This window comes from Halomonas sp. THAF5a (assembly GCF_009363755.1).
Classification (GTDB): Bacteria; Pseudomonadota; Gammaproteobacteria; order Pseudomonadales; family Halomonadaceae; genus Halomonas.
In genome coordinates this window covers 3,705,647-3,728,304 of sequence record NZ_CP045417.1, presented here as the reverse complement: position 1 = coordinate 3,728,304, position 22,658 = coordinate 3,705,647, and the positions used below count along the sequence as shown (strand labels likewise).

The 22,658-nt window shown below is 70.8% G+C and carries 25 protein-coding genes; 9 read left to right on the top strand and 16 right to left on the bottom strand.

Annotated features, from left to right (window positions below; all coding sequences use genetic code 11):
• The gene (locus tag FIU83_RS17015) at positions 1-339 is read right to left on the bottom strand and encodes a P-II family nitrogen regulator (protein ID WP_089847715.1); all 339 of its coding nucleotides are present in this window, start codon (positions 337-339) and stop codon (positions 1-3) included.
• Positions 340-632: 293 nt separating this feature from the next.
• Here FIU83_RS17015 and FIU83_RS17010 point away from each other — a divergent pair, with 293 nt between their 5' ends.
• Together FIU83_RS17010 and FIU83_RS17005 are read left to right on the top strand one after the other, a co-directional pair.
• Positions 633-1,016 (top strand): accessory factor UbiK family protein, encoded by a 384-nt coding sequence (locus FIU83_RS17010; RefSeq protein WP_152485118.1) that lies wholly within the window; start codon positions 633-635, stop codon positions 1,014-1,016.
• 73 nt (positions 1,017-1,089) lie between these two features.
• Positions 1,090-2,592 (top strand): YifB family Mg chelatase-like AAA ATPase, encoded by a 1,503-nt coding sequence (locus FIU83_RS17005; RefSeq protein WP_152485117.1) that lies wholly within the window; start codon positions 1,090-1,092, stop codon positions 2,590-2,592.
• 15 nt (positions 2,593-2,607) lie between these two features.
• Here FIU83_RS17005 and FIU83_RS17000 read toward each other — a convergent pair whose 3' ends face one another.
• Entirely contained in the window at positions 2,608-3,090 is a 483-nt protein-coding gene (locus tag FIU83_RS17000; RefSeq protein ID WP_152485116.1) for a hypothetical protein, read from the bottom strand.
• On the bottom strand, positions 3,087-4,061 hold the full coding sequence (locus tag FIU83_RS16995) for an alpha/beta hydrolase (protein ID WP_152485115.1): 975 nt from the start codon (positions 4,059-4,061) through the stop codon (positions 3,087-3,089). Before FIU83_RS16995 ends, FIU83_RS17000 begins: the two co-directional genes overlap by 4 nt.
• A gap of 247 nt (positions 4,062-4,308) precedes the next feature.
• Here FIU83_RS16995 and FIU83_RS16990 point away from each other — a divergent pair, with 247 nt between their 5' ends.
• Positions 4,309-6,495 carry a malate synthase G gene (locus FIU83_RS16990; RefSeq protein ID WP_152485114.1) on the top strand — a complete coding sequence of 729 codons (2,187 nt, stop codon included), beginning with the start codon at positions 4,309-4,311 and terminating at the stop codon, positions 6,493-6,495.
• A 183-nt stretch (positions 6,496-6,678) separates the two neighbouring features.
• The gene (locus FIU83_RS16985) at positions 6,679-7,092 is read left to right on the top strand and encodes a PaaI family thioesterase (protein ID WP_152485113.1); all 414 of its coding nucleotides are present in this window, start codon (positions 6,679-6,681) and stop codon (positions 7,090-7,092) included.
• Here the strand turns inward: FIU83_RS16985 and FIU83_RS16980 are convergent, their stop codons facing one another.
• Positions 7,093-7,473, bottom strand: a complete 381-nt coding sequence (locus FIU83_RS16980; protein ID WP_152485112.1) for a DUF423 domain-containing protein — start codon at positions 7,471-7,473, stop codon at positions 7,093-7,095.
• Between the two features lie 106 nt (positions 7,474-7,579).
• Between FIU83_RS16980 and trmB the strand changes: the two genes are divergently transcribed.
• On the top strand, positions 7,580-8,320 hold the full coding sequence (trmB, locus tag FIU83_RS16975) for a tRNA (guanosine(46)-N7)-methyltransferase TrmB (protein ID WP_152485111.1): 741 nt from the start codon (positions 7,580-7,582) through the stop codon (positions 8,318-8,320).
• A gap of 308 nt (positions 8,321-8,628) precedes the next feature.
• Here the strand turns inward: trmB and FIU83_RS16970 are convergent, their stop codons facing one another.
• Positions 8,629-9,543, bottom strand: a complete 915-nt coding sequence (locus tag FIU83_RS16970; RefSeq protein ID WP_152485110.1) for an AEC family transporter — start codon at positions 9,541-9,543, stop codon at positions 8,629-8,631.
• A gap of 108 nt (positions 9,544-9,651) precedes the next feature.
• Here FIU83_RS16970 and FIU83_RS16965 point away from each other — a divergent pair, with 108 nt between their 5' ends.
• Positions 9,652-10,161: a hypothetical protein gene (locus tag FIU83_RS16965; protein ID WP_152485109.1), complete on the top strand. Its 510-nt coding sequence runs from the start codon at positions 9,652-9,654 to the stop codon at positions 10,159-10,161.
• On the top strand, positions 10,161-10,760 hold the full coding sequence (locus FIU83_RS16960; protein WP_152485417.1) for an SCO family protein: 600 nt from the start codon (positions 10,161-10,163) through the stop codon (positions 10,758-10,760). Before FIU83_RS16965 ends, FIU83_RS16960 begins: the two co-directional genes overlap by 1 nt.
• 18 nt (positions 10,761-10,778) lie before the next feature.
• Here the strand turns inward: FIU83_RS16960 and FIU83_RS16955 are convergent, their stop codons facing one another.
• The 7 genes from FIU83_RS16955 to FIU83_RS16925 form a co-directional block, all read right to left on the bottom strand.
• Positions 10,779-11,885, bottom strand: coding sequence for a poly(3-hydroxybutyrate) depolymerase (locus FIU83_RS16955; RefSeq protein WP_253939503.1), 1,107 nt, complete (start codon positions 11,883-11,885; stop codon positions 10,779-10,781).
• A complete protein-coding gene (locus tag FIU83_RS16950; RefSeq protein WP_152485108.1) occupies positions 11,878-12,564 on the bottom strand; it encodes an FKBP-type peptidyl-prolyl cis-trans isomerase in 687 nt (228 codons plus the stop codon). The genes FIU83_RS16955 and FIU83_RS16950 overlap by 8 nt, the downstream gene beginning before the upstream one ends.
• Positions 12,565-12,708: 144 nt before the next feature.
• Positions 12,709-13,152: a universal stress protein gene (locus FIU83_RS16945; RefSeq protein WP_152485107.1), complete on the bottom strand. Its 444-nt coding sequence runs from the start codon at positions 13,150-13,152 to the stop codon at positions 12,709-12,711.
• A gap of 33 nt (positions 13,153-13,185) precedes the next feature.
• Entirely contained in the window at positions 13,186-14,451 is a 1,266-nt protein-coding gene (locus FIU83_RS16940; protein WP_152485106.1) for a TRAP transporter large permease, read from the bottom strand.
• 30 nt (positions 14,452-14,481) lie between these two features.
• Complete coding sequence (locus tag FIU83_RS16935) at positions 14,482-15,060, bottom strand: TRAP transporter small permease (protein WP_152485105.1); 579 nt, start codon at positions 15,058-15,060, stop codon at positions 14,482-14,484.
• A gap of 197 nt (positions 15,061-15,257) precedes the next feature.
• Positions 15,258-16,280 (bottom strand): TRAP transporter substrate-binding protein DctP, encoded by a 1,023-nt coding sequence (gene dctP, locus FIU83_RS16930; protein WP_152485104.1) that lies wholly within the window; start codon positions 16,278-16,280, stop codon positions 15,258-15,260.
• 102 nt (positions 16,281-16,382) lie between these two features.
• Complete coding sequence (locus tag FIU83_RS16925; RefSeq protein WP_152485103.1) at positions 16,383-16,898, bottom strand: TIGR02444 family protein; 516 nt, start codon at positions 16,896-16,898, stop codon at positions 16,383-16,385.
• A gap of 53 nt (positions 16,899-16,951) precedes the next feature.
• Between FIU83_RS16925 and FIU83_RS16920 the strand changes: the two genes are divergently transcribed.
• Complete coding sequence (locus FIU83_RS16920; protein ID WP_152485102.1) at positions 16,952-18,898, top strand: ABC-F family ATP-binding cassette domain-containing protein; 1,947 nt, start codon at positions 16,952-16,954, stop codon at positions 18,896-18,898.
• A gap of 303 nt (positions 18,899-19,201) precedes the next feature.
• Here FIU83_RS16920 and dtd read toward each other — a convergent pair whose 3' ends face one another.
• From dtd to thiD, 4 genes are all read right to left on the bottom strand, one after another.
• Entirely contained in the window at positions 19,202-19,639 is a 438-nt protein-coding gene (dtd, locus tag FIU83_RS16915; RefSeq protein WP_152485101.1) for a D-aminoacyl-tRNA deacylase, read from the bottom strand.
• A gap of 67 nt (positions 19,640-19,706) precedes the next feature.
• On the bottom strand, positions 19,707-20,288 hold the full coding sequence (locus FIU83_RS16910; RefSeq protein ID WP_152485100.1) for a chalcone isomerase family protein: 582 nt from the start codon (positions 20,286-20,288) through the stop codon (positions 19,707-19,709).
• 77 nt (positions 20,289-20,365) lie between these two features.
• Positions 20,366-21,211, bottom strand: a complete 846-nt coding sequence (locus FIU83_RS16905; RefSeq protein WP_152485099.1) for a universal stress protein — start codon at positions 21,209-21,211, stop codon at positions 20,366-20,368.
• An 83-nt stretch (positions 21,212-21,294) separates the two neighbouring features.
• Positions 21,295-22,107, bottom strand: a complete 813-nt coding sequence (gene thiD / locus FIU83_RS16900; protein WP_152485098.1) for a bifunctional hydroxymethylpyrimidine kinase/phosphomethylpyrimidine kinase — start codon at positions 22,105-22,107, stop codon at positions 21,295-21,297.
• Between the two features lie 63 nt (positions 22,108-22,170).
• Between thiD and FIU83_RS16895 the strand changes: the two genes are divergently transcribed.
• Entirely contained in the window at positions 22,171-22,602 is a 432-nt protein-coding gene (locus FIU83_RS16895) for a YqaA family protein (RefSeq protein ID WP_152485097.1), read from the top strand.
• Positions 22,603-22,658: the final 56 nt, after the last annotated feature.

Genomic DNA, 22,658 nt, shown 5'->3' with positions numbered 1-22,658 from the left:
TCAGACCGCGTCGGCACCGCGCTCGCCGGTGCGGATGCGGATCACGTCCTCCAGCGGCGTGACGAAGACCTTGCCGTCGCCGATCTTGCCGCTGTTGGCCGCGCTGCAGATGGCGTCCAGCACGGTCTCGAGGCGCCCGTCGTCGACGGCGACCTCGACCTTGACCTTGGGCAGGAAGTCGACGACGTACTCGGCGCCCCGATAGAGCTCGGTGTGGCCCTTCTGGCGGCCGAAGCCCTTGACCTCGGTGACGGTGATGCCCTGTACGCCGTTGTCGGCGAGCGCCTCGCGCACGTCGTCGAGTTTGAAGGGCTTGATGATGGCGGTGATCAGCTTCATGACGGATCTCCCCTGCGTTAAAGGTGGGCGGCGTCATGCCTCCCGAGAAGTGGCTGTCTTGCTGCTGCGCAAAACGTGCCACTCCTCGCAATTGCTTTGTTAAATCAGTGCATTGAGGAGTGACGCCGGTGCCGCTTCGAGCGCGGGGCGCGGGGCGCGCGGTGAGTGCGCACTCTTCTGGTGCCATGTCCTGGGGCATGTGCACCATGAGTGGGCGGTGACGGATGATGCGCCCCGCCAGTGGCTTGCGTATCCTTTGGCCAGGCATTGATCCACGATTCAGGAGAGACACCATGGTGAGCCACGATCGCATCAGCCGCCTGGCCCAGCAGATCGGCGACCGGCTGCAGGGGGCATCCCAGGCCCCGGAAGAGGTGCAGAAGGGCATCCAGCAGGTGGTCAAGGGCGCCTTCGATCGCCTGGAGCTGGTGTCCCGGGAGGACTTCGACATCCTGATGGACGTGATGCAGCGAACCCGGTCGCGGGTCGAGGCGCTGGAGCAGCAGGTGGCGGCGCTGGAGGAGGCGCTGGACGGCGATGCCGCAAAGGCGGCCGACGCGTCCTCGGAGGCGCAGGGCGCCGCCGCCCCGTCCGAGTCCGGTCCCGAGACGGGCGCCCCCGCGGCGGGCAACGACGAGCCGCGCCCCGAGGAAGACGCCGGCGACTCTCCCCGCTGATCCTCGCCTGGCGTCGAGCGCCCCTCGTCGGCCTGGTCTAGCCTGAGGGCAGGCAGGCAGCGAGGGATCGCGCATGACGCTGGCAATCATCCACACCCGGGCGGGCCTCGGCCTCGAGGCCCCCGAGGTGCTGGTCGAGGTGCACCTGGCCAACGGGCTGCCCGGCATCACCCTGGTGGGGCTGCCGGAGGCCGCGGTGAAGGAGAGCCGCGAGCGGGTGCGCAGCGCCCTGATCAACGCCGGCTTCGACTTTCCCCTGCGGCGCATCACCCTCAACCTCGCCCCTGCCGACCTGCCCAAGGAGGGCGGTCGCTTCGACCTGCCCATCGCCCTGGGGCTGCTGGTGGCCTCGGGCCAGGTGCCTCCGGAGGCCCTCGACGGGGTCGAGTGCGCGGGCGAGCTGGCCCTGGACGGCCGTCTGCGCCCCGTCGCCGGCATGCTGCCGATGGCCATGGCCACGCGCCAGGCGCGACGCCGCCTGATCGTGCCTCGGGCCAACGCCGACGAGGCGGCCCTGGCCGGCGACCTGGAGGTGCTGCCCGCCGACCACCTGCTCGAGGTGGTGGCCCACCTGCTCGGCCAGGCGCCGCTGCTCCCGCATCGTGCGTCCGGTCCCGCCCCGGCCGCGACGCCGCCTCCCGACCTCGCCGACGTGCGCGGCCAGCACCAGGCGCGCCGCGCCTTGGAGGTGGCCGCGGCCGGCGGCCACAACCTCCTGTTTGCCGGGCCGCCCGGCACCGGCAAGACCATGCTGGCCAGCCGGCTGCCGGGCATCCTGCCGCCGCTCACCGAGCAGGAGGCCCTGGAGGTGGCGGCGATCCGCTCGGTCAGCGGCCTGCCCCACGCCGCCGAGTGGGGCGTACGCCCCTTCCGCGCCCCGCACCATACCGCCAGCGCCGTGGCCCTGGTCGGCGGTGGCTCGAGGCCGCGGCCCGGCGAGATCTCCCTGGCCCACCGAGGCGTGCTGTTCCTCGATGAGCTGCCGGAGTTCTCCCGCCACGTGCTGGAGGTGATGCGCGAGCCCATGGAGTCCGGGCAGATCCATATCGCCCGGGCCAGCCACGAGCGCCGTTTTCCCGCCGGTTTCCAGCTGGTCGCGGCGATGAACCCCTGTCCCTGCGGACACCTGGGCGATCCGCGACGCGCCTGCCACTGCACGGCGGCGCAGATCCAGCGCTACCAGTCGCGGCTCTCCGGCCCGCTGCTCGATCGCATCGACCTCCAGGTGGAGGTGCCGGCGCTGGCGCCGGAGCAGCTGACCTCCCGGGAACCGGGCGAGGCCTCGGCGACGGTGCGCGAGCGGGTGCTGGCGGCGCGGGCGCGGCAGGCGGCCCGCGGGGGACTCAACGCCCGGCTGGCCGGGCGCGACCTGGAGGCGGCCTGTGGCCTCGTGGCCACCGATCGGGCCTGGCTCGCCGGCGTGCTGGAGCGCCTCAGGCTCTCGGCGCGGGCCTACCACCGGGTGCTGCGCGTGGCCCTGACCCTGGCCGACCTGGCCGGGGAGGCGCGCCCGGGGCGCGACCAGCTGATCGAGGCGATCGGCTATCGGCAGCTCGATCGGCTGCTCAAGGGTTGATGCGAGGGGGCGCGATCAGAGCGCCGTGGCGTCCAGCGCGCCCTCGATCTCGGTCTGCCAGGGGGGCGCGGTGCCTCCGAGGTGGTGAAGCGTCAGGCTCAGGCGGTAGGGCAGCAGGTCACGGTCCGAGAGGCGCAGTCGGGGGCCGGCGGGGCGCAGGCGGGCCTCCAGGCGCCACTGGTTGTCGTGGCCGCCCTCGGCCATGGCCGGCCGCCAGGCCAGCACCTGGGGGCCGTCGTCGACCGCCAGCAGGGCGCGGGTCAGGCTCTCGAGCAGGCGTCCCTCGTCGAGCCCCAGGCGCGGGTCGACCTCGGGCCGAGCCAGCAGCAGCACCTCATCGACCGCCGGCTTCGGCAGGGGCGGGGTCGCCGTGACCGCGTCGGCGGCGCGCTCGCTCAGGCCGAACAGGGCCTGACGCACGCTGGTCGGCCGCTCGGGGGCGCCGGCGCAGCCGGCCAGCAGCCAGGCCATCATCACCAGGAGCGACAGCCGCCTCATGGCGCGGCGTCCCGGTCGAACGGGTCGTCGGTCGCGGTCAGCGTCGTGACGAAGCGGTCGAGCACCGTGAAGAGCTCGCGGCGGATCGGCTCGGCCTCGTTGACCAGGTGGTGGCGGGCCTCCGGATGGCGGTGAATCTCGGCCCGGGGGAACTTGCGCGCCAGCACCGAGAGGTTCCACTCCCAGTCCACGGTCAGGTCCTGCTCGCCCTGCAGGATCAGCGTCGGTACCGGGCTCGGCGGCAGCGCCAGCAGCCGCGGCATCCAGCGGCGCATGGCGCCGACCCAGTCCATCGCCAGGCGGTCGGCCTGCAGGGGGTCGCCCTCGCGCAGGAAGTCGGCGAACGCGGCGTCCGTCGAGTTGGCGCGGAACTTGCGCGGGATCGACTCCACGAAGGGGCCCACCAGGCGGTGCAGCCAGCTCGACTGGTTCCAGCCCCAGGGGCGCACCAGCGGGGCCAGCAGCGCCAGGCCCGACCAGTGGCCGTCGTCGCCGCGGGTCAGGGCGTCGGTGGCGAGAATCGCCGCCCCGGTGCTCTGCCCGACGCCGAGCCAGGGGCGGGGCGCGAGCCCCTCATCCGCCAGGTGCTGCTGCAGGTGGTGCAGGCAGCGGCCGTAGTCCTCGAAGTCGTCGATGGAGGCGCGGCGGCCGCTGGAGAGGCCGTGGCCCGGCAGGTCCCAGAGCACCACTCGCCAGCCCCGGTCGAGCAGGCACTCCAGCAGGTGGCGGTAGAGGCCGAGGTGGTCGAAGTAGCCGTGCACGACGAAGGCGGTGCCGATGGGCGCCTCGGGGCTCCAGACCTGGGTCCAGAGGCGGAAGTCGCCGGCCTGCAGGTAGCCCACGTAGAGGCCCACCCGCTCGGCGAGCAGGGGCGCCAGGCCGTAGTGGCCCAGGTAGCGCTCGAGCGCCGGACCGGAGAGGTCGGCGGGGGCGAGGGGGCCCAGGGCCTGCAGGGGGGTGAAGTCGCTCATCGGTTTCTCCGCAATGCCCGTTCATGCTAGCGCCAAGCCGCAGGCGCGACCAGCGACCGTGGCGGCCGGCGTCGTCGATCGGGCGCACCGGATCTCATCATTTGGTCTAGCTTCCGGCCCATCGGGGCGGCAACGGCTTTACATGTGGAAGTAATTTCCACAAAATCGATGCCACGCAGTCATCTTTCCCTGTCCGGCCGGTCGGTGCCAGGGGGCACCGAGCAGCCAAGCACGAGGAGTACGACCCATGACCCAACGCATTGCTCGCCACCGTCTCCAGGTGGCCGCCGAGCTGGACCGCTTCATCAACGAACGGGCCCTGCCGGGCACCGGCGTCGACCCCGACGCCTTCTGGAGCGGGGTCGACGCCCTCTTCCACGATCTGGTCCCCCAGAACCGCGAGCTGCTCGCCGAGCGCGACCGCCTGCAGGAGAAGCTCGACGCCTGGCACCGCGAGAACCCCGGCCCGGTCCGCGACATGGCCGCCTACCGCGCCTTCCTCCAGGAGATCGGCTACCTCGTCGAGGCCCCGGCCGAGGTCAGCGTGACCACCGCCAACGTCGACGACGAGATCACCACCCAGGCCGGCCCGCAGCTGGTGGTGCCGGTCAATAACGCCCGCTACGCCCTGAACGCCGCCAACGCGCGCTGGGGCAGCCTCTACGACGCCCTCTACGGCACCGATGCCATCGCCGAGGACGACGGGGCCGAGAAGGGCACGAGCTTCAACCCGAAGCGCGCCGAGAAGGTCATCGCCTATGCCCGCGACGTGCTCGACCGCGCCGCACCGCTGGCCAGCGGCTCCCACGCCGATGCCGAGGGCTATGCCCTGCGCGACGGCCAGCTGGTCGTCGCCCTGAAGGGCGGCGCCGAGACCGGCCTGGCGGATGCCGGCCAGCTGGTGGGCTTCGACGGCGAGGCCGCCGCGCCCTCCGCGCTGCTGCTGGTCCATCACGGCCTGCACCTGGAGATCCAGATCGATCCGAACGACGCCATCGGCAAGACCGATCCGGCCGGCGTCAAGGACGTGGTCGTCGAGGCCGCCCTCAGCACCATCATGGACTGCGAGGACTCCGTGGCCGCGGTGGACGCCGAGGACAAAGTCGGCGTCTACTCAAGCTGGCTGGGGCTGATGAAGGGCGACCTGGAGGAGCAGGTCGAGAAGGGCGGCAAGACCATCACCCGCCGCCTCAAGGGCGACCGTACCTGGCAGGGCGTCGACGGCGGCAGCGTGACCCTGCCCGGCCGCTCGCTGATGTTTGTGCGCAACGTCGGCCACCTGATGACCACCCCGGCGGTGCTCGATGCCGAGGGCAATGAGCTGCCCGAGGGCATCCTCGACGGCATCGTCACCGCGCTGATCGCCCTGCACGACCTCAAGAAGGGCGAGGGCGAGCCGCGCAACTCGCGCACCGGCTCCATGTACATCGTCAAGCCGAAGATGCACGGGCCGAAGGAGGTCGCCTTCGCCAACGCCCTGTTCGGGCGCATCGAGGATCTGCTCGGCATGGCCCGCGACACCCTGAAGATGGGCATCATGGACGAGGAGCGCCGCACCTCGGCCAACCTCAAGGCGTGCATCAACGAGGCGCCGTCGCGGGTGGTGTTCATCAACACCGGCTTCCTCGACCGCACCGGCGACGAGATGCACACCGCCATGGAAGCCGGCCCGATGATCCGCAAGGGCGACATGAAGGGCTCCGCCTGGATCCAGGCCTACGAGAAGAACAACGTCCAGGTTGGCCTGGCCTGCGGCCTGCGCGGCCGCGCCCAGATCGGCAAGGGCATGTGGGCCATGCCGGACCTGATGGCGGCGATGCTCGAGCAGAAGATCGGCCACCCAAAGGCCGGGGCCAACACCGCCTGGGTGCCGTCCCCGACCGCCGCGACCCTGCACGCCCTGCACTACCACCAGGTGGACGTGGCGGCCCTGCAGCGCGAGATGGAAGGCCAGGGCGAGCCTGCCCTTCATGAAAAGCTGCTGGATGACCTGCTCACCATCCCGGTCGCCGAGACGCCCGAATGGCGCGACGAGGAGATCCAGCAGGAGCTCGACAACAACTGCCAGGGCATCCTCGGCTACGTGGTGCGCTGGGTCGAGCACGGCGTGGGCTGCTCCAAGGTGCCGGACATCCACGACGTGGGCCTGATGGAGGATCGCGCCACCCTGCGGATCTCCAGCCAGCACATCGCCAACTGGCTGCGCCACGGCGTGGTCGATGCGGCTCGCGTCCAGGAGACCCTGGAGCGCATGGCCAAGGTGGTCGACCAGCAGAACGCCGGCGATCCGACCTACACGGCGATGAGCGACGACTTCGCCGCCTCCACCGCCTTCCAGGCCGCCAGCGACCTGATCTTCAAGGGCTGCGAGCAGCCCGCCGGCTACACCGAGCCGCTCCTGCACCACTGGCGCGCGGTGCACAAGGCCAAGTAAGGCCGACTGCCCCCGCCGCGGGCCCCATGGGGCCCGATCCGACGACGCCCCCGCGGTCCTGCCGCGGGGGCGTCGTCGCGTGCGCCGGGCGTTGAGTCGCCGGACCTTCGGCGACTGTCGATCGCGGGCGGGCTTCGCTATCGTGAAGGGCTCCCTTACACCCCTATCGTCGGGAGACGCACCATGACCGTGATGACCGCCGCCGCCATCGAGGACTTCCTCGACGAGGTCTTTCCCCAGCGTACCGGGACGATCGAGGGGGTCGGGGAGATGCGCGCCACCATGAGCCTGGCCATTGAGGACGAGCACCTGCGCCCCGGCGCCAGCGTCTCCGGGCCCACCCTGATGGGGCTCGCCGACGTCTGCCTCTACGTGGCGATCCTCGCCCAGGTCGGACCCGAACCCATGGCCGTGACCAGCGACCTGCACTGTCGCTTCCTGCGCCGCCCCCGGGGCGACCGCGACCTCATCGCCAACGCCCGCATCCTCAAGCTGGGCAGGCGCCTGGCGGTGGGCGAGGTGCAGCTCTTCTCGGCGGGCGACGAGCGGCCGGTGGCGCTGGTCACCGCCACCTACGCGCTGCCCGACGGCGACTGATCAGCCGGGGCGGGCCCGCGCCACCGCCGCCGCCAGGGCCAGCCAGCCGGCGATCAGCAGCACGCCGCCGAGCGGGGTGACCATGCCCAGGCGGCCGATACCGGTCAGCGCCAGGGCGTAGAGCGAGCCTGAGAAGAGCGCCATGCCGGCCGCCCACAGGCCCAGCGCCAGGCGCTGGCCGGCCAGCGGCGTCGCGGCCCGCCAGGCCAGTACGGCGAGCAGCGCCAGGGTATGCCAGGCCTGGTAGCGCACGCCGGTCTCGAAGGCGGCCGCCAGGCGCGGCGCAAGCGCCCCTTCCAGGGCGTGGGCGCCGAAGGCGCCGGCCGCGACCACCAGGGCGCCGGAGAGGGCCGCCCCGACCCACCAGCCTCTGTCCTGCATGCGCGCATCTCCTTGCCGTGGATGACCGCCTACCGTACCCGGCGGCGCCCTTAGCGGCTACAATGTCGGCCCCGAATCACCGTTGCCAACGAGTTCTTCCCAGCCCATGAGCGACCCGCGACACGACGACAAGACGACCGGCCCCGAGGGGCCCGAGGCCCCGCTGCATCGCCGCGGCATCAAGAGCTACGTGCTGCGTGCCGGGCGCATGACCCAGGCCCAGACCCGCGGGCTCGAGGAGGTCTGGCCGCGCCTGGGGCTGACCCTGGACGATGGCCGCCAGGACCTCGCGACGCTGTTCGGGCGTCGCGCCCCGGTGGTGCTGGAGATCGGCTTCGGCATGGGTGCCTCGCTGGTCGAGCAGGCCGAGCGCCACCCGGAGACCGACTTCATCGGCATCGAGGTCCATGCGCCCGGCGTCGGCAAGCTGCTCGACGAGGCCGACAAGCGTGGCCTGACGAACCTGCGGGTCTATCGCGAGGATGCCCTGGCCGTCCTCGAGCAGTGCCTGCCCGAGGCGAGCCTCGACACCCTGCAGCTGTTCTTCCCCGACCCCTGGCCGAAGAAGAAGCACCACAAGCGGCGCATCGTGCAGCCGACCTTCGTCGAGCTGGTGCGCGGCCGCCTCAAGCCCGGCGGCACCCTGCACATGGCCACCGACTGGGAGGCCTACGCCGAGTGGATGGCCGAGGTGATGCAGGCGGCCCCGGGCTTCGCCAACACCGCCGAGCCCGAGACGGCCCCCTACGTGCCGCGCCCCGAGTTCCGCCCGCTGACCAAGTTCGAGGCGCGCGGCGAGAAGCTCGGTCACGGCGTCTGGGACCTGATCTTCCGACGCGTCGACTGAGCGGCCATGCGCCCGCAGACGCCCCCGGCGATCGCCCGATCCCGGGGGCGTCCTGCGTTGGGGCATATGACGAGCGCACAAAAAAACGCCGCCCGAGGGGGCGGCGACAAGAACCGTGACAAACAATGAGAGGGAGAAATCCCGACAGGACACTGGCAGGGGTCCTGTCCGGTCGTGGCGCCTCATCCACGCCACCCCTGCAGAATAATCATTCTCGTTTGCGCCGTCAATGCAAACAAGAAGTGTTTTCGTTAAGTGTCGGCCCAGGGCGCCCGCCGTGATGTCGCGTCTCCCGCGCCCGACCCGCGTCAACCGACCAGCTTCAACCACAGGGGCAGGGTCAGCATGGCCAGCAGCGTCTGGCCGGTGATCAGCGCCGCCATCAGCTCGGCGTCGCCGCCCAGCTGCCGCGCCAGGATATAGGCCGAGGTGGCGGTGGGCAGGGCGGCGAAGAGCAGCGCCACGTCCCGGGTCACCGGGTCCAGGCCGAGCAGCAGGGCCAGCGCCAGCACCGCCGCGGGCATCAGCACCAGCTTGATCAGGTTGGCGACCCAGACGCCGCGATCCCGGCGCAGCAGTGCGGCGGGGCGCAGCGCCACGCCCACGGCCACCAGGCCCAGCGGCAGGGCGGCACGGCCCAGCAGCTCCACGGTGGCCGCGCTCCAGCCGGGCAGGCCGATGCCGCTTGCGTTCAGGCCGATGCCGGCCAGGCAGGCGAGGATCAGCGGGTTGCGCGCCAGGGCGCCCAGGCTGCGCCCCAGGCTCGCCCGGCCCAGGGTGCCCGCGGCGATGAAGCTGGCCACGCAGAGCACGTTGACCATCGGCACCAGCAGCGCCACGGCGACCGCCGCCACCGTGGTGCCGGCCGTGCCATGCAGCGCCGCGGCGCCGGCCACGCCGACGTAGGTGTTGAAGCGCAGCGCCCCCTGCAGGGTCGAGGTGAAGGCGGCCGGGGCGAGGCCGAGGCGCCGCCGCAGCCCCCACAGCAGCAGGCCGAACAGCCCCAGGGCGCCGAGCAGCGCCAGGGCGAGGCGCGCCACCGGCACCTGGCCGACGTCCGCCTCGGCGAGGGTCGAGACCAGCATGGCGGGAAACAGCAGGAAGTAGATCAGCCGCTCCAGCTGCGGCCAGAAATCGCCGCCGGGCTGGCGCCAGCGGCCGAGCCCGGCCCCCAGCAGGATCATCAGGAACAGGGGGCCCAGTGCACCGCCAACGCCTTCCATAACACCTCCTCGTGGTCCTTCCCTGCGACATCCTTGCGCACTGCGATGCCGGCAAATGCTGGTAAGCTTACCCGCATCTTGCCATCGATGGAGGCTCCGCGCTTCGCCATGCCCCCGCGTATCCCGTCGTCGAGCGGCGCGTCGCGCCTGCCGCTGCTGCCGCTGCTGATCACCGTCACCCTGCTGACCCTGGCCGTGGCCCTCTGGTACCTCACCCGCTACAGCCTGCGCGACGAGGCCGAGGTGCGCTGGATGCCGCCGGCCACGGCCGCCTGCGATCCGTCCGCGGCCCCCTGTACCGCGCGGCTGGGGGGCGGCGCCGAGCTGAGCCTGACGGTGGTCACCGAGGGGCCGATCCGGCCCCTCGAGCGCCTGCCGCTGGAGGTGCGGGTGTCCGGCACGACGGCCGAGGCCGTGCGGGTCGACTTCGTCGGCCGCGAGATGGACATGGGGCTGCATCGCTTTCCCCTCACGGCCGAGGGCGACGGGGCCTTTCGCGGCGAGGGGCAGGTCTCGATCTGCACCGAGGCGGTCATGCCCTGGCGGGCGAAGGTGGTCGTGGACACGCCCCGGGGGCGTCTGGGAAGCTGGTTCGACTTCGAGGTGGAGAGACGATGATGATGACGCGGCGGGGCATGCGGTGGGGACTGGCGTCGGCGCTGGCGCTGCTGGTGGCGGTGGGCGTGGCCCTCTATCTGCAGGCGACGTCGCCGGTCGAGGGGGAGCCCGAGGGCGGCCCGATCGCGCTGCCGTCGACCGAGGGCGAGTTCTCGTTGCGCCAGCTCGACGATGACCAGCTGGCGGTGGTCTTCTTCGGCTACACCTGGTGCCCGGATGTCTGCCCGATGAGCCTCGCCGTGGTTCGCCAGGCCATGGAGCGGCTCTCCCCCGAGCAGCGCCGCCGGGTGGTCCCGCTGATGGTGTCGGTGGACCCCGAGCGTGACACCCTGGCACGGCTGGAGGAGTATCTGGCGTTCTTCGGCGAGGGGTTCATCGGCGCCACCGGTAGCCAGGGGGCCCTCGAGGAGCTGGCCGAGCGCTATGGGGTGATCTGGCGCAAGGTGGAGACCCCGGACTCCGCCATGGGCTATACCATCGACCATAGCGCCTCGCTGTTCCTGGTCGACCGCGACGGCGAGATCCAGCGTCGCGTCCTGCACTCCCCCACCTCGGGCCCGCTCCAGGCGGCCCTGGAGCAGGTCCTGGCGGAGGGCTGACGCCTCCGGCCCGTCGGCTCAGGGGGCGTCGGGCGCGGCCTGCAGGCGCTCGATCATGGCCATCAGCGCGCTGGTCTGGGTCCCCTCACGGGTATCGTGCAGCGGATCGAGCTGCCAGGTGCTCTCGGCGAAGCCCCACCAGTCCCAGCATCCCTGAGGATTGGGCAGGCTGCTCTCCGCCTGGGGGTAGAGCACCACCCGCTGGTTGGCCGCGGCCCAGTCGTTCAGGCCGCTGTGGCGCACGAAGGTCTCGCCGATCTGCTCCGCGCCCATGGCGCAGCCGTGCAGTGCCACGGTCAGCGCGCAGCCGCCCGCCTCGCACGACTCCGGCACGAAGAGATAGCCGCGGTCGGCGAGGCCCCGGGCATCGAAGTCCGCCTGGTCGAAGGCGATCAGCTGGCCGGCGCGCGCCGCGGCTTCGGGCGGGGTGAGCTCGCCGTGCAGCCAGCCGAGCGCCTCGCCGGCGATGTCGAGGTCGCAGGCCAGCAGGTGCGTGGCCCCTCCCTCGCGGCAGTCCGCCAGTGCCTCCACGGGGGCCGGGCTGTCCGCCGCCACCGGCCAGCCGTGGCCGGCTCCCTCGCTCTCCACGACGTGCAGCTGGTCGTCGGGCGCGGCCAGCCAGGCGCGGAACTGTTCGGCCAGCGCGCGGCCCAGTGCCGGGGCCACGGTGTCGTCCTCGCCGCCGTGCCAGAGGAACACCCGCAGGTCGGCGAGCGCCTCGGCGTCGCCGACCAGGTCGCGTTCGCGGTAGTCACGATGGCGCTCGGCCAGGGGCTCGAGGTCGGGCGGGCCCTTGTGGGTCCCCATGCACTGGCCCAGGGCCAGGCTCAGCGAGCCCTGGGCACAGGCCCAGGGACCGGCGGCGAGCACGCCGAGGCCCTGGAAGCGCGCCGGCCAGGCCACCGCCAGCTGGGTGGCCATGTAGCCCCCCGAGGAGACCCCGATCACGCTGGTGTCGTCCGCGGCGAGGGCGAGGCGGGGCAGGGGGGGCGGCGTCTCCTGGGCGATGGCCGGAAGAGCGGTGCCGAGCCCCAGGCTCAGGCAGAGCGCGGTGGCCGGCAGTCCGGTGATCGGCAGACCGGCGGCGATGGCCAGGCCGCGGCGCCTCGCGGCCGGATCACTCACCGCTGACGTCGAGCAGCTCGACCTTGAAGACCAGGGTCTCGTGGGGGCCGATGGGGCCCTGGCCCTGGGCGCCGTAGGCGAGCTCGGAGGGGATCACGACTTCCCAGGTATCGCCCACGCTCATCAGCTGCAGGGCCTCCTGCCAGCCCTCGATGACCTGACCGACCTGGAAGCTGACCGGCTCGCCGCGCTGGTAGGAGCTGTCGAAGACGGTGCCGTCGATCAGCGTCCCCTCGTAGTGGACCTCGACGGTATCGCCGGCCGCGGGGGTGGCGCCGTCGCCGCTCTCCAGCTCGCGGTACTGCAGACCGGAGTCGGTGACCGTCACCCCCTCCTGCTCGGCGTTCTCGGCCAGGTAGGCCTCGCCCTCAGCGCGGTTGGCGGCGGCCTTCTGCTCTTCCTCGGCCTGACGGGCGGCCATGGCCTGCTGCTGGAAGGCGGTCAGGGCCTCGGCCATCTCCTGGTCGCTCATCTCCAGCTCGTCGCCGCCGAAGACATCGCGAATGGCCTGGGTGAAGGCGTCGATGTCGAGGTCCTCGACGTCCTGCTGGATGCTCTGGCCCAGGGTCACGCCGAGGCTGTAGCTCAGCTTCTCGTCCTCGGTTTCCGGAGCGGCCAGGGCCAGCGGAGCGGCGGTGAGCAGGGCCGTGAGGGAGGCGGTGGTCAGCAGTGTCTTCATGAAACAACCTTGTGGTCCGGCGCCGCGGCGCCGTGGATGAATGGGTCTAGTCGGATCAGCTTTCTGGGACTCTAACAGTGCCGAACCGGTTCCGCATCCGTGGAGGATGCCGGCAAACCGGTCCGCTGGCGCCCCGCGACGGGCTCAGGTGATCAGGGTGGGGCAGTGGGCCGAGCCGGCCACCCGCTGGGCGACGCTGCCCAGCAGCAGGCTCTTGTCGCCGTTGGTGCCCTGGGAGCCGATCACGATCAGATCGCACTCGCGCTTGCGGGCGAAGCGCACGATGGTGCGCGAGGGGCGGCCGCCCTTGACGAAGGCGCGCACCCGATCCGAGGGCACGCCGAGCTCCACGGCCTGGGCCTTGGCATGCACGGCGATCTCGGTGGCGTACTCCTTGAGCACGTCGTCGGGCAGGTCCAGCTTGTCGGGGCGCACCATGGAGAGCGAGGCCTCGAGCAGGCTGTGGTGCTTGAAGACGCACAGGATGTAGAGCTCGGCGCCGGTGAGCATCTGCAGGCCCGCGCCCTTCTCGAGGGCCTTCATGGCCCCCTTGGAGCCGTCCACCGGGACCAGTATGCGATTGAACATGATCGTCGTTCTCCTCAGGCCAGGACGCGCGCCTTACCGGAAGGCCAGGTCGCGAAGGAAGAGGGCAATCTGCGGAAACAGGATCAGCAGAGCCGCCGCCAGCACCAGGATCATGATGAAGGGCGGCGTGCCCTTGATCACGTCGAGGTAGGGCCGCTTGAAGATGTCGCAGCCGAAGGGCGGGGTCGCCGAGCCGATGGCCACCTGCAGGGTGATCAGGATGCCCACCAGCACCGGGTCGAGGCCCGTGGCCTCGATGGCCGGGGCGAAGATCGGCGTCAGCACCAGGATCACCACGATGGGGTCGACGAACATGCAGGCCACGAAGAAGGCGATGCAGATGGCGATCAGCACGCCGGTGGGGCCCGCCTCGTTGATGCCGGCGGCCGCCAGCAGTTCCTGGGGGATCTGGGCGAAGGAGATGATCCAGGAGAAGCCGTTGCCCACCGCCACCAGGATGAAGACCACGGCGGTGATCAGGCCGGTGGACTTGGCGATCTGGTAGATGTCCGGGAGCTTCAGGGAGCGGAAGATCAGGAACTCCAGGAAGACGGCGTAGAGCACGCAGGCCGCCGCCGCCTCGGTAGGGCTGAAGATGCCGCCGTAGATGCCGCCGACGATGATCACCGGGAAGCCCAGCGGCCACAGCGCCTGGCGCACCGCGGTGAAGCGCTCGCCCCAGCTCGACTTCGGCTCGGTGGGGACCTTGCGCACCGTGGCATAGATCACGCAGTAGAGGGAGAACATCAGCAGGATCAGCAGGCCGGGGCCGATGCCGGCGATGAACAGCTCGCCGATGGAGGTGCCCGAGATGACCCCGTAGATGATCATGCCGATGCTTGGCGGGATCAGGAAGGCGATGTCGCTGGCGTTGATGATCAGCGCCAGGGTGAAGGAGTCGGAGTAGCCCGCCTTGAGCATCTTGGGGCGCAGCGGCGACCCGACGGCCACCACGGTGGCCTGGGTGGACCCCGATACGGCGCCGAACAGGGTGCAGGAGGCGGCGGTGCTGACCGCGAGCCCGCCCTTCACATGGCCGATGAAGGACATCACCATGGCGATCAGGCGGTCGGCCGACTGCCCGCGGGTCATGATGTCCGCGGCGAGGATGAACATCGGCACCGCGATCAGCGAGGCCGGGCGGATACCCGCCATCATCTGCTGGATCAGCGTATCCATCTGGCCCAGGCCGTTGAACATCATGAAGAAACCGATGACCGCCGCGGTGATCAGCGGGATCATCATGGGAAAGCCCAGCAGCAGCAGGGCGATCATGGTGGTAACCATTATTGTCGTCATCGTGCGTTCCCCCGGGCGTACTGCCCTCCGTCAGACTTCCGTTTCCGTATCCTTGTAGCCGTCGAGCACGCCGGTCGACAGGTAGACGTCCCGCGACGTCAGGTTCTTGATCGCGGTGAGCAGGTACTGGATGCCGGTGATCAGAAAGCCGAGCGGTGCCCAGACATAGATGATCCAGATCGGGAAGCTCAGTGCCGGCAGGATCCTGCCCTTGTCGTAGAGGTCCAGGATGTAGATGACCGAGTAATAGAGCAGGAAGAACATCACCAGCGACGTGATCAGGGCGATGAAGATCATCAGCACCTTGCGCCCGCCGACGGGCAGCGCATCGTAGATGGCCGACATGCGAATATGCCGGCCGTGCCGGGCGGCGTAGCCGATGCCGGCGAAGGTGATCATGATGATCAGGATGCGGTTGATCTCGCCCGAGAAGTAGATGCTGTCGCCGAAGACGAAGCGGGCAATGACGTTGGCGATCGTATTGAAGGCCATCAGCAGCACGCCGAGCGCCAGGATGATCGCCTCGAGCTTGCTGATGAAGGTGTCGATGGTGCCCAGAAAGCCCGGTAACCCCGAGCGATAATGCTTTTCGGACTCTTCTTCGGTCATGTCCGCGCTCCCTTTCAGCATGCGATGCGGGGAAAATGGTTGCCCGTAGGGCCAGCATACGTGTCGCACTCAGACGCCGAGACCCGGGACCTCAACGCTCTGTGCACGCTCGTGCATGCCCGGAAATTTCCTGTCCAGAAACAGCAGGGGGGTGGCCCGGGCAGGCCACCCCCCTGTCAGGGCGACGTGGGTCGCGCTTACTCCGCGTCGTCCTTCACGGCCTCGAGGTCGGCCTTGAACTGCTCGAGCAGCTCCTTGCCGCGCTCGCCGGTCATGTCGACGAACTCTTCCTCGACCTGGGGAGCACGCTCCTTGAAGGCGGCGATCTGCTCATCGTCCAGGCGCGTCACGGTGACCTCGTCGGAGGCGGCCTGGATCTTCTCCAGCGACTCCTCGGCGAGCCCCTGGATGTGCTCGATGGTGTGATCGTAGGCCGCGTCGGAGGCGGCGCGCACCAGCGCCTTGTCCTCGTCGGAGAGGTCCTCGAAGAAGTCCTGGTTGGCCATCATCGCGGTGGTGAACCAGCCGTGGCTGGTGAAGGTCAGGTGCGGCGACACCTCGTAGAGGCCGCCGGACTCGATCCAGAAGATCGGGTTTTCCTGGCCGTCGATGATGCCGGTCTGCAGGCCGCCGTAGACCTCGCCCCAGGGCAGCGGGGTCGGTGTGGCGCCGAAGGCGCTGTAGGTCTCGGCCAGCAGCGGGTTGGTCATGGTGCGGATCTTCTTGTTCTCGAAGTCCGCCGGCGAGGTGATCGGCTCGTTGGCGGTGACCACCATCTCGCCTTCCGGATACATCTGCAGCAGCTCGAGTCCCTGCTCGGCGTAGAGCTCCGGGAACATCTCGTTGATGGCCTGGCTCTCGTCGAAGAACTTGAGCACCTGGTCCATGTCGGTGGGCATCAGATAGGGGATGAAGAAGATCTGTGCCTCGGGAATCAGCGCACCGGTGAAGCCAGGAGACTGGTTGACGAACTGCAGGATGCCGTTCTGGGTCTGCTCCATGATGTCGTCGGACTCACCGAGCTCGCCGAAGCGATAGATCTGCAGGGTGTGATCGGAGTTGGCCTCGATGTAGTCCTTGAAGGCGACCGCGAAGACGTCCTGCACGTCGCCCTCGTACTCTTCGTGGGCATAGCGCCAGTTGTCGGCCATCGCGGCGGAGGTCATGCCAACCATCAGGGCGCCGATACCGGCGCTCGTCAACAGCTTCTGTGACTTCATTCTTGTGATCCCTCTACAGGTTTTCCCGAGATGATATGCCCCATCGCCGGGTATCTGGTGAACATGGCATTCACGCAACTGAATTTCAGGCTAGCGTGGCCGCTATGAGGGGTCAAGCTGGCTTATTAGCATCTTAAGTTCAATAAGATATGACGCTTCTCTGAGGTGAAAGCGCGCGGCGAGAAGCTCGAGCGGGTCGGGCGGCGGGTCAGGAAGTGGACGGATGCCGGTCCCGCTCAGGGCCAGGCGCTGCAGGCGCGTGAGGGCCTCGCGCTCGGCCTGGAGCTCGGCCCGCTGGAGGGTGGCGCGCAGCTCGGCGACGCCCTCGTCGGTCCGGGCCTCGGCCTTGAGGGCCCGGCGCAGGCGGCGCAGCGGTGCCGTGACGTCGCGCTGCCAGTGGCGCACGCCGTCGGGCGGGGCCTCGCAGGCCAGGCCGTGGCGATAGAGCCAGCAGTGCCAGAGCAGCTCGCAGACATCGACGCCGGCCTCGTCCTGCAGCGTCAGGCAGGCCGCCTCGACCCCGTCGCGCCCGTAGAGGGCCAGCGCGAACTCCCAGAGCGGGGCGCTCAGCAGACGGGCCCGCAGAGCGTCGGGCAATTGGGTAGAATCATGGCTCATGACACGCTGTCGCCCCTGGGCGGCGGCCTCACCGACCGTCGAGTGGAGCCTGCATGATCGCACTGCGCCAAGTTTCCCTGCAACGCGGCACCCAGACCCTGCTGGAGGGGGCCGACCTGACCCTGCATGCCGGCCACAAGGCGGGGATCGTCGGGCCCAACGGCGCGGGCAAGTCCAGCCTGTTCAAGCTGCTGCTCGGCGAGCTCGCCCCGGACAAGGGCGAGGTCGAGATGAGCGGCGGGCAGCGCATCGCCCACATGGATCAGGAGGTGGAGGCCCTGGAGCGCTCCATCGTCGACTATGTGCTCGACGGCGACCGCGAGCTGCGGCGCACCGAGGCGGCCCTGGAGCGGGCCCGCGAGGCGGGCGAGGCCCACCGCGAGGCCGAGCTGCACGGCGCCATCGAGGCGCTGGACGGCTACAGCGCCCCGGCCCGGGCCGCCCAGCTGCTGGTGGGGCTGGGCTTCGTCCAGGCCGACCTGACGCGGCCGCTGTCGGCCTTCTCCGGCGGCTGGCGCATGCGCGTCAACCTGGCGCGCACGCTCTTCAAGCCCTCCGACCTGCTGCTGCTCGACGAGCCGACCAACCACCTGGACCTAGATGCCCTGCTGTGGCTCGAGCAGTGGCTCGCCCGCTATCCCGGCACCCTGCTGCTGATCTCCCACGACCGCGATTTCCTCGACGCCGTGTGCGACCACATCGTGCACTTCGATCGCCAGTCACTGGTACTCTATCGCGGCAACTACACCACCTTCGAGCGCACCCGCGCCGAGAAGCTGGCCCTGCAGCAGGCCGAGGCCGCCAAGCAGCAGGCCCGCCGCGAGGAGATCGAGCGCTTCGTGGCGCGCTTTCGCGCCAAGGCGACCAAGGCGCGGGCCGCCCAGAGCCGCCTGAAGATGCTCGAGCGCATGGGCGACATCGCCGTGGCCCATGCCGACTCGCCCTTCCACTTCACCATCCCCTCGGCCGACAAGAGCTCCCACCCGCTGCTGGTACTCGACGAGGCGCGCCTCGGCTACCGTCACGCCGACGGCCACGAGACGACGCAGCTCGACGACGTCAAGGTGACCCTGCTGCCGGGCAGCCGCATCGGCCTGCTGGGCCCCAACGGGGCCGGCAAGTCGACCCTGATCAAGTCGCTCACCGGCGACCTGCCGCTGCTGGCCGGGCGGCGGGTGCCCGGCGAGCACCTGGCGATCGGCTACTTCGCCCAGCACCAGCTGGAGGGGTTGGACCTCGCCGCCACGCCGTTCCAGCACGTGCAGCGCCTCTCGCCCACCGCGGCCGACCTGGACATCCGCAAGTTCCTGGGCGGCTTCGGCTTCCAGGGCGACGACGTCTTCGCCGAGGTGGGCCGCTTGTCCGGCGGCGAGAAGGCGCGGCTGGCCCTCGCTCTGGTGGCCTGGCAGAAGCCCAACCTGCTGCTGCTCGACGAGCCCACCAACCACCTGGACCTGGAGATGCGCGAGGCGCTCACCGAGGCGCTGGCGAGCTTCGAGGGCACGGTGATCATCGTCTCCCACGACCGCCACCTGCTGCGCGCCACCGTGGACGAGTTCTGGCGGGTGGCCGACCACGGCGTCACGCCCTTCGACGGCGACCTGGAGGACTACCGGGCCTGGCTCAAGAACCGCCTGGAGGACGAGCGTCGCGAGGCCCGGGCCGACAAGGCCGAGCGCCAGGAGGCGGGGAGCGCGCCCCGGGAGGATCGCAAGGCGACGCGCCGGGCGGCGGCGGAGCTGCGCGAGAAGCTGCGCCCGCTCAAGCGCGACCGCGACAGGGCGGAGCAGGCCATGGAGAGGGTCCAGGCCGAACTCGCCGGGGTCGAGGAGGGCCTCGGCGAGGCCGAACTCTATACCGACCCGGCGCGCAAGGAGGAGCTCACCGAGCGCCTGGGCCGCCAGGGCGAGCTCAAGTCGCGGCTCGAGGCCCTGGAGCAGGCCTGGCTCGAGGCCGAGGAGGCGCTGGAGGCCGCCGAGGCGGAGCTCAACGGCGCCTGAACAGGGCTATCGCAATGACTGGAAACAAGGAGCGCTGGGGACAAGCCGAAGAGGAGGTCCTACGCCAGGGGTGAGGAGGATGCCTCCGAACGGGCTGGCCATGGACGGCCAGCATCGGTCCTGCAAGCGGAGCAGGATGCGAGAGCGCTGCAGGGCGTCGGTAGCGCCCAGGGAGGGGTTCACAGCGCCTCCGGAAGGCCGGCTCCGCTCGCAGGCTTGTCGCCAGATCAGCCCCGCGCTACCCGTCTATAACGCTATCTGCGTTGGTCTTGTGCGCCTGATCGCGGGCGTTGCGTGCAAGGCTCAGCCCTCCAGCAGGAAGGTGACCGGCCCGTCGTTGACCAGCGCGACCTGCATGTCGGCGGCGAACTCGCCGCTTGCCACCTGCGGCCAGGCCGCCCGGGCCCGGTCGAGCAGGTAGTGGAAGAGGCGCTCGCCCTCGGCGGGCGGGGCGGCGCTGGAGAAGCTCGGCCGCAGCCCCTTGCGGGTGTCGGCGGCCAGGGTGAACTGGGAGACCAGCAGCAGCCCGCCCTCGGCCTGCTGCAGGTTGCGGTTCATCTTGCCGTCGGCGTCGGCGAAGACCCGGTAGTGCAGCAGCTTGTGCAGCAGCCGGTCGGCCGCGGCCTCGTCGTCGCCCTTCTCGACCCCCACCAGGGCCAGCAGCCCCGGGCCGATGGCGCCCACTTCACGCTCGTCCACTTCCACGCTGGCGCGTCGCACGCGCTGGATCAGGGCCTTCATCGGGCGGACTCTCCTTGCTGATGTCTCGGGCGGGAAAGCCTAGCACGACCGCCGCCTCGAGGGGCGCTCAGCGCCCCAGCAGGGCGTCCCGGAAGTCGTCGCCCAGCGGGTCATCGCCCAGCCAGATGCCGAACAGCGCATTGGCGAGCGCCGGGTCGCCCCCCGAGTAGAGGGTCTCGCCGTTCAGTGTGAGGGTCAGGGCCTCGCCGTCCCAGCCCAGGGCGTAGCGGTCGCCGGGGCGGACGTCGCGGTAGCGGCCGTTGAAGGCGGCAAGGCGCGGTTCGAGGCGGGTGAACTCGTCGCCGGGCAGGGCCTTGCGCACCCGCTCGCGGGTCGCCTCGGCGAAGTCGCCGGCCTCGATGGCGTGGAAGTACTCGAGCTCCAGACGGCGAGGCACGTCGGACTGCGGCGCCGGGCGGGGGTAGCCCGCCGCCTGGTAGTAGGCGCCGGCGTAGGCGTCCCAGATCATGTAGCGGAAGAGGCCGTGGCCGATGCGCTCGTAGCGGCGCTCGCCGACCTCCAGGGTGGCGGGGAAGCGGGCGCCCTCGATCACGACGGGGCCCGGTGTGGACGAGGCCGTGGCGACAATGGGCAGCGCGGCGCCCAGGGCCGCGAGCAGCAGGAGGACGCGGGCCAGGAACAGGGGCATGGGGAAACCTCGCAGGACGGGCGTGTCCTTTTACGGACATCGAAACGGCGTTGAGGTTCTGTACAGCTTGGTCGGTCCTACCAGGCGCGACAGAGCATGATGTCGCAGTGGGGCTCGGCGAGCAGGCGCTCGGTGATCTGGCTCTGGCGGCCCGGCTGACCGCGGCTGCCCAGGGCGAGCAGGTCCGGCGGCTGGCGACGCAGGCGCGTCATCAGCACCTCCAGGGGATCGCCCTGCTCGAGCACCAGCTCGAGCTCCGGGACGTCGTCGAGCTCACTCATCAGCTGCTCGGTCTCGCGCTCGAGCTGGGTGCGCAGCCGCTCCACCTCGCGGTCGCGCCAGCGGGCGAAGTCGCCGTTCGAGCCCAGCTCGCGCTCGCCGGGGATGTCCCAGGCGTGCAGCAGGGTCAGGCGCGCCTCCGGGAAGCGCTTGAGGGTCTCGCGCAGGGTGTGCCGCGAGGTCAGCGAGAAGTCCACCGGTACCAGGATGTCCTGCCACGCCTGGGTCGCCAGGTGGCTGACCGAGAGCACCGGGCAGGGGGCGCTGCGCAGCACCCGGGCCAGGGTGGTGCCGGCCACCAGGTCGGGCTGCCCGCGCTTGCGGTGGGCGCCGAGGATGATCATGTCGGCCTGGCGCTCGTGGGCCTCGCGGATGATCTCGGCGTAGGGGGCGCCGGCCATGGTCTGGATCAGGCTCTGGGGCTCGGGCAGCGCGTAGTCCTCCCGCAGGTCGGTGAGGGTGGCGTGGAGGTCCGCCACCACGGCCGCCTCCAGGTCGTGAAGGACGCGGTGCGGCAGGTAGGGGTCGAGCACATGGATGATGTCGAGGCGGGCACCGCTCTCCACCGCGAGGCGCACGGCGCGGGCGAAGGCGGCGCGGTTCTCGGCGGAGAGGTCGCTGGCGAACAGCAGGGTCTGGCTCATGATGACTCCCTCCCGGGCAGGAAGATCTCGAGGGCACCGCTCTCAGCATGGGTGGCCCGGGGGGAGGGCGCAAGGCCGCCTGCCTACCACCAGGCGTGGAAGTGGTGCACCGGGCCGTGTCCCTCACCCACCGCGAGGCGGTGGCTCTGCGCCAGTGCCTGGGACAGCCAGGCCTTGGCGGCGGCCACCGCCTCGGGCAGGGCGTCGCCCAGGGCCAGGCGTGCGGTGATCGCCGAGGAGAGCGTGCAGCCGGTGCCGTGCAGGTTGGCGGTGGCGATGCGCGGCGCCTCCAGCCACGCCAGGCGGTCGGCCGTGATCAGCAGGTCCGGGCAGGCCTCCCCGCGCAGGTGGCCGCCCTTGAGCAGCACCGCCCCGGCGCTCAGCTCGCGCAGCGCGGGGGCCAGCGCCTGCATGCCGGCGCGGTCGGTGGGCACCGGGCGGTCGAGCAGCACCGCCGCCTCGGGCAGGTTCGGGGTGATCAGGTCGGCCAGCGGCACCAGGCAGTCGCGCACCGCGGCGATGCCGGCGTCGTCCACCAGGGTGTCGCCGCTCTTGGCCACCATCACCGGGTCGAGCACCACCCAGGGCGGCCGGCGGGCGGCGAGGCCCTCGCGGATCGTCTCGGCCACCTCGCGGCTGGCCACCATGCCGATCTTCACCGCGTCGATGGCGATGTCGTCGAGCAGGGTGTCGAGCTGGGCGGCGATGAAGTCGGCCGGTACCGGGTGCACTCCGGTGACGCCGCGGGTGTTCTGCGCGGTCAGCGCGGTGATCACGCTGGTACCATAGCTGCCCAGGGCCGAGAAGGTCTTGAGGTCGGCCTGGATGCCGGCGCCGCCGGACGGGTCGGAGCCGGCGATGGTCAGGGTATTGGGGATCGAGCGGGGGGTGGCCATCAGCGTCTTGTCATTGCTTTCGAAGGGGACCGTTAGCCTACTGCAGGGAGGGGGCCCGGTGCCATGCTGATGCTGTTCCTGGTGGCGCTGGCCAGCGCCACCCTGCTGCCCGGCGGCTCCGAGGTGTGGCTGGCGCGGCTCTGGTGCCAGGGCGAGCCGGGATGGTGGCTGTGGGGCGTGGCGAGCGTCGGCAACACCCTGGGCAGCCTCGTCAACGTGGGCCTGGGGCGCTATGCCCGCCACTTCCAGGGGCGCCGCTGGTTTCCGGTCTCGGCGGGCGGGCTTGCGCGCGCCGAGCGCTGGTACCGGCGCTTCGGCGAGTGGAGCCTGCTGGCGGCCTGGGCGCCGGTCATCGGCGACCCGCTCACCGTGCTGGCCGGGGTCCTGCGCCTGCCCTGGTGGCGGGCGGTCCTGCTGATCGCCGTGGCCAAGGGCGCGCGCTACGCCCTGGTGCTGTGGCTCGCCGAGGCCTGGCTGGCCCCGCTCTGCACGTAAGCGCGCCGGTGAGGCGCCCGGTAACGACGAGGGGCCGCCCGTGGGCGGCCCCTCTT

Coding starts and splice junctions, on each gene's coding strand:
- FIU83_RS16965 (WP_152485109.1), top strand. CDS start 9,652: ATGCCCCCGCGTATCCCGTCGTCGAGCGGCGCGTCGCGCCTGCCGCTG.
- trmB (WP_152485111.1), top strand. CDS start 7,580: ATGAGCGACCCGCGACACGACGACAAGACGACCGGCCCCGAGGGGCCC.
- FIU83_RS17015 (WP_089847715.1), bottom strand. CDS start 339: ATGAAGCTGATCACCGCCATCATCAAGCCCTTCAAACTCGACGACGTG.
- FIU83_RS16905 (WP_152485099.1), bottom strand. CDS start 21,211: ATGAGCCAGACCCTGCTGTTCGCCAGCGACCTCTCCGCCGAGAACCGC.
- FIU83_RS16985 (WP_152485113.1), top strand. CDS start 6,679: ATGACCGTGATGACCGCCGCCGCCATCGAGGACTTCCTCGACGAGGTC.
- FIU83_RS16895 (WP_152485097.1), top strand. CDS start 22,171: ATGCTGATGCTGTTCCTGGTGGCGCTGGCCAGCGCCACCCTGCTGCCC.
- dtd (WP_152485101.1), bottom strand. CDS start 19,639: ATGAAGGCCCTGATCCAGCGCGTGCGACGCGCCAGCGTGGAAGTGGAC.
- FIU83_RS16960 (WP_152485417.1), top strand. CDS start 10,161: ATGATGACGCGGCGGGGCATGCGGTGGGGACTGGCGTCGGCGCTGGCG.
- FIU83_RS16935 (WP_152485105.1), bottom strand. CDS start 15,060: ATGACCGAAGAAGAGTCCGAAAAGCATTATCGCTCGGGGTTACCGGGC.
- FIU83_RS16995 (WP_152485115.1), bottom strand. CDS start 4,061: ATGAGCGACTTCACCCCCCTGCAGGCCCTGGGCCCCCTCGCCCCCGCC.
- FIU83_RS16920 (WP_152485102.1), top strand. CDS start 16,952: ATGATCGCACTGCGCCAAGTTTCCCTGCAACGCGGCACCCAGACCCTG.
- FIU83_RS16910 (WP_152485100.1), bottom strand. CDS start 20,288: ATGCCCCTGTTCCTGGCCCGCGTCCTCCTGCTGCTCGCGGCCCTGGGC.
- thiD (WP_152485098.1), bottom strand. CDS start 22,107: ATGGCCACCCCCCGCTCGATCCCCAATACCCTGACCATCGCCGGCTCC.
- FIU83_RS16950 (WP_152485108.1), bottom strand. CDS start 12,564: ATGAAGACACTGCTGACCACCGCCTCCCTCACGGCCCTGCTCACCGCC.
- FIU83_RS16945 (WP_152485107.1), bottom strand. CDS start 13,152: ATGTTCAATCGCATACTGGTCCCGGTGGACGGCTCCAAGGGGGCCATG.
- FIU83_RS16970 (WP_152485110.1), bottom strand. CDS start 9,543: ATGGAAGGCGTTGGCGGTGCACTGGGCCCCCTGTTCCTGATGATCCTG.
- FIU83_RS16940 (WP_152485106.1), bottom strand. CDS start 14,451: ATGACGACAATAATGGTTACCACCATGATCGCCCTGCTGCTGCTGGGC.
- FIU83_RS17010 (WP_152485118.1), top strand. CDS start 633: ATGGTGAGCCACGATCGCATCAGCCGCCTGGCCCAGCAGATCGGCGAC.
- FIU83_RS17000 (WP_152485116.1), bottom strand. CDS start 3,090: ATGAGGCGGCTGTCGCTCCTGGTGATGATGGCCTGGCTGCTGGCCGGC.
- dctP (WP_152485104.1), bottom strand. CDS start 16,280: ATGAAGTCACAGAAGCTGTTGACGAGCGCCGGTATCGGCGCCCTGATG.
- FIU83_RS17005 (WP_152485117.1), top strand. CDS start 1,090: ATGACGCTGGCAATCATCCACACCCGGGCGGGCCTCGGCCTCGAGGCC.
- FIU83_RS16980 (WP_152485112.1), bottom strand. CDS start 7,473: ATGCAGGACAGAGGCTGGTGGGTCGGGGCGGCCCTCTCCGGCGCCCTG.
- FIU83_RS16990 (WP_152485114.1), top strand. CDS start 4,309: ATGACCCAACGCATTGCTCGCCACCGTCTCCAGGTGGCCGCCGAGCTG.
- FIU83_RS16925 (WP_152485103.1), bottom strand. CDS start 16,898: ATGAGCCATGATTCTACCCAATTGCCCGACGCTCTGCGGGCCCGTCTG.